At 43.4% G+C, this 3773-nt stretch carries 3 protein-coding genes and 1 pseudogene; 2 read left to right on the top strand and 2 right to left on the bottom strand.

Annotated features, from left to right (window positions below):
- Positions 1-194: 194 nt before the first annotated feature.
- Positions 195-293, bottom strand: a pseudogene (locus tag F6J94_RS34550) (four helix bundle protein); the annotation flags it as partial.
- A gap of 174 nt (positions 294-467) precedes the next feature.
- On the opposite strand from F6J94_RS34550, the gene F6J94_RS31685 reads away from it, so the two are divergent.
- On the top strand, positions 468-2084 hold the full coding sequence (locus F6J94_RS31685; protein ID WP_293047521.1) for a radical SAM protein: 1617 nt from the start codon (positions 468-470) through the stop codon (positions 2082-2084).
- A 163-nt stretch (positions 2085-2247) separates the two neighbouring features.
- The gene (locus tag F6J94_RS31680) at positions 2248-2868 is read left to right on the top strand and encodes a bifunctional 2-polyprenyl-6-hydroxyphenol methylase/3-demethylubiquinol 3-O-methyltransferase UbiG (protein ID WP_293047519.1); all 621 of its coding nucleotides are present in this window, start codon (positions 2248-2250) and stop codon (positions 2866-2868) included.
- A gap of 134 nt (positions 2869-3002) precedes the next feature.
- Here the strand turns inward: F6J94_RS31680 and F6J94_RS34545 are convergent, their stop codons facing one another.
- Complete coding sequence (locus F6J94_RS34545) at positions 3003-3557, bottom strand: CDP-alcohol phosphatidyltransferase family protein (protein ID WP_367142305.1); 555 nt, start codon at positions 3555-3557, stop codon at positions 3003-3005.
- Between the last annotated feature and the right edge of the window lie 216 nt (positions 3558-3773).

The raw sequence follows: 3773 nt of genomic DNA, 5'->3' as shown, positions 1-3773 counted from the left end.
CTTATAACTTGTTGTCTATTTTAGGGCTATAAATCTTAAATTTAGTGAATCTGTCACTTTTTTCTTTCTGCTTGCCTAAAATCCGGATTTCTACGTACTAGGTAAGCATTCAGCTATCAGCATTCAGCTATCAGCTTTTGAATAAAACAGGTAAGCATTCGGATAATGCTGAGTTACCTCTGCTGGGATGGGATTCATAGTCTTTGGCTAATAGTTAAGTTAAGATCTTCTGCCAGTAACAGGTGATCTTCAAGTTCACTGGCTGAACCCATAGCAATTTGAAGGAAACGGGCTAGTTCGGCAACTCCGTTGCCTTAAGCATTAAGCTAACTGCTGACAGCTGACGGCACCTCAAGTAGCACCATCTGTAGCGCATATGCTTACTCATGAACCAAAGCATAATGGAAATAATAAAATAAACGTTATTTTTTGCTATTGTTCAACATGATTCGTCAACTTTAAACCCTGTGGTATTTTCCTCCGAGCGTCTTCTGTTTACACCAGCCACTCCTGACTCCAATGCCATTCCTACTATCTTTGCCTTTCCTAATCAATACAACGTCGGTATTACTAGTCTTGGCTATCAGATAGTGTGGGCATCTTTAGCCTTGCGCCCTGACCTAATGGTCAGCCGCTTATTCACCGATTACCATGAGCCATTACCGAGACAGCCAGAATTACTAGGTTATTCTATATCATGGGAATTGGATTATGTCAATATCTTAGCGGGATTGGAATTTTTGGAGATACCCCTATACTCAGCACAACGAGACTCTAGCCATCCCCTAGTGTTTGGTGGCGGTCCCGTGTTAACGGCTAATCCAGAACCCTTTGCTGACTTCTTTGATGTGATTTTGCTCGGAGATGGGGAAATCCTGCTAGATAATTTTATCGATGCTTATCAAGAGGTTCGTACTGCTGAACGTAATACTCAACTGCAGCATCTGGCTCAAGTCCCTGGAGTTTATATACCCAGTCTATATCAGGTAACCTACCATGACCTAACCAGTGCGATCGCATCCATTCAACCAGTGTCTGATCAGATTCCTGCCACCGTATCTAAACAGACCTATCGGGGCAATACCCTGTCTGCTTCCACAGTGGTCACCGAAAAAGCCGCTTGGGAAAACATCTACATGGTAGAAGTGGTGCGCAGTTGTCCAGAGATGTGTCGTTTCTGTCTGGCCAGTTACCTGACGTTACCATTTCGTACTCCTAGCGCTATCGATTCGTTGATTCCAGCTATAGAAAGGGGATTAAAGGTAACAGACCGGATTGGCTTACTGGGAGCATCCGTCACCCAGCATCCCGAGTTTGATGTTTTGTTAGATTACCTAAATCAGCCACAATACAACCATGTGCGCTTGAGTATTGCTTCAGTGCGAACCAATACAGTTACCGAAAAGCTAGCCCAAACCCTAACTAAACGGAACACCCGTTCCATTACGATTGCAGTGGAAAGTGGCTCACAACGGTTGCGCGAGATTATTAATAAGAAACTCACCAATGACCAAATTATCCAGGCAGCAGTGAATGCTAAAGCAGGGGGATTAAAACGTCTGAAACTCTACGGGATGGTAGGAGTTCCCGGAGAGGAAATAGCAGATGTTGAAGAAACTGTAGCGATGATGGAACAGATTAAGAAAGCAGCCCCCGGTCTAGGCTTAACCCTCGGTTGCTCCACCTTTGTTCCCAAAGCTCATACACCCTTTCAGTGGTTTGGTGTCAATCCCCAAGCCCAGAAGCGCCTCAAGTTGTTGCAGAAAAAATTGCGATCGCAAGCCATAGACTTTCGACCAGAAAGCTACAATTGGTCAGTAATTCAAGCACTCATTTCCCGAGGGGATCGTCGCTTATCCCAACTCTTAGAACTAACCAGGCATTATGGGGATTCCCTAGGCAGTTTCCGCCGTGCCTTTAAACAATTGCGAGGACAGTTACCTGAACTAGACTTCTACGTCTATACCGACTGGTCAACAGAGCAAGTCTTGCCTTGGAGTCATCTGCTTGGGCCACTTCCTATGGCCACCTTGCTCAAGCACTTAGGTGCTGCGACAGCCCTGGGGGTAGGGAATGGGGAATAGGGCGTGTGGGAAGTGTGTGGTGTCAGTTATTTTATTTGATAGGATATCTATTTGATCCGAAGTTCGCTATTCCCGACTCCCTACTCCCTACTCCCGACTCCCGACTCCCGACTCCCGACTCCCTGTTCCCTTTACTATTTATTACTGTTACTAATTACAACCTATGCTTGAGATATTCAATGAAATACAGAATACATGGCAGGATATAGTCCTACCTGTAGATAAAAGTAAAGATTGTTGGACAGTTAGCCAACAATTCCGTGATCATGTAAAACAATTTTTACCGAAAAAAAAATCTACTTTATTAGAGGTGGGATGTTACAAGGGCTTGACCGCAAAGCACCTAGCTGATCACTTCACTCAATATCTGGGTTTAGATGTTAACGATAGGTACCTGAGAGTAGCAAGACTAAACAATCTTTTGAATTTTAATGTAAAATTCAAAAAATTTGATGTGTATAATTCTGATTGGAATGAGTTAACCTTTCCTGCTGATGTGGTTTTAATAGATGCACGTCACAAATACGAGTATATCAAACAAGATATTGATAACTGTTTAAAGCGATTTAAGAATGCATTGATCATTTTTGATGATTACGGAGCATGGGAAAGCGTCTTTAGGGCAGTTAATGAAGCGATCGATGAAGGTAAGTTAGAGGTAGTTAAAGAAATTGGAGTTGAGAAAGGCCAGCAACTGTGGCCAGATCAGAATAATCCATACTCTTACACACATTTTGGATCAGAAGGATTGATTTGCCGTAGTAGTAGAGCGGTTTTCAATTAGGTTAGGTTTTGAGGGAGTAGGGAGTAGGGAGTAGGGAGTAGGGAGCAGGGAACGACGACTGTTCCGAAGATTCCTGCTCCCTAAAACCTAGGATTAAATTACCTCACTCGTCCTGAGAACTGCTATATTATTCTTCAGCCAATCTTCTCCTGAATTTTTAATTTTGCAATCAAGGTTTGGCGTAAGTTGAATGCATGGAAGATGCTTAAAATATCACATTGCCACTCAGGCAAGAGCAACGTCATCCCAATCTCTTCTAAACTATTGAGCAGACAAAGGGCGATTGCGAACCACAGGGTTTTAGCATAGTCAAAACCAAATAATCCCACCGTGGCCACCAGTAGCGTTAACCCCCATATTTTCGCAGTGTAGGTATGGAAGCTAGGGAATTTTCTGAACTTGATTAGACTGATTGTGAACAAAGTAACTTGGGCAGCGATCGCTAACAATAAAGGGATTTGGAAATCTTTGATAACCTTGGGGTATACCAAGCAGGTGCTAATGGCAACGCACAAGTATAGACAGATATCTGCCCAACTATCTGCTTGACGAAGTTGGACTGTACTAACCTTTAATCGACGAGCAATGATGCCATCAAAAATGTCTGACAGTACGGCAATGATATAACCAATAATAAACCAATAGCTGATGTTACGATCCAGGGCATCTAAAAGGAGTAAGGGAGCAATTGCAAAGCGAATCCTAACTAGAAGGCTAGGAATAATCCGCTAGCAGCGACCCCCCCCCGTATTGATATGTACGTATGTCCCTGGGGTAACCGGCGTTTTGCACTCGCGGCATTTTGCACTCGCTCGAGTTCTTAGGTTAGGGGTTAGGTTAGACTTAGTTAGGTCTTAGGTTATTCTTAGGTTAGATCGTAGGGTTAGGTTTAGGTTTAGTTAGGT

Source organism: Moorena sp. SIO1F2, assembly GCF_010672755.1.
Classification (GTDB): Bacteria; Cyanobacteriota; Cyanobacteriia; order Cyanobacteriales; family Coleofasciculaceae; genus Moorena.
Note: the sequence above shows the minus strand (reverse complement) of the source record. Positions and strands in the feature narration are given on the sequence as shown.